The following is a 261-nucleotide window of genomic DNA, read 5'->3' as shown; positions in this document are numbered from 1 at the left end:
ATGATCTTGAAATTTGGTGGAGACTAGGAGAGTCGAACTCCTGACCTCCTGCGTGCAAAGCAGGCGCTCTACCAACTAAGCTAAGTCCCCAGCTTATCAATAAGTCAATGTATCGTTGTGTTTCTGTTTGCTTCAGCACTTTCATGCTTCGTTAGTCAGATTTGGTGGGTCTGACAAGACTTGAACTTGTGACCCCACGCTTATCAAGCGTGTGCTCTAACCAACTGAGCTACAGACCCTCAGATACATCGTATGAAGAAC

At 46.0% G+C, this 261-nt stretch carries 2 tRNA genes; both read right to left on the bottom strand.

Annotation, left to right across the window (positions count from 1 at the left end):
- Positions 1 to 14: 14 nt before the first annotated feature.
- Positions 15 to 90: transfer RNA gene (locus WFH18_RS18080), tRNA-Ala, on the bottom strand.
- 72 nt (positions 91 to 162) lie between these two features.
- Positions 163 to 239 (bottom strand) — tRNA-Ile (locus WFH18_RS18075).
- Positions 240 to 261: the final 22 nt, after the last annotated feature.

The sequence above is a fragment of the Acinetobacter sp. USHLN143 genome (assembly GCF_037145695.1).
Lineage (GTDB): Bacteria > Pseudomonadota > Gammaproteobacteria > Pseudomonadales > Moraxellaceae > Acinetobacter > Acinetobacter fasciculus.
The sequence above is the reverse complement of the archived record's forward strand: the minus strand, read 5'-3'. Positions and strand labels throughout refer to the sequence as shown.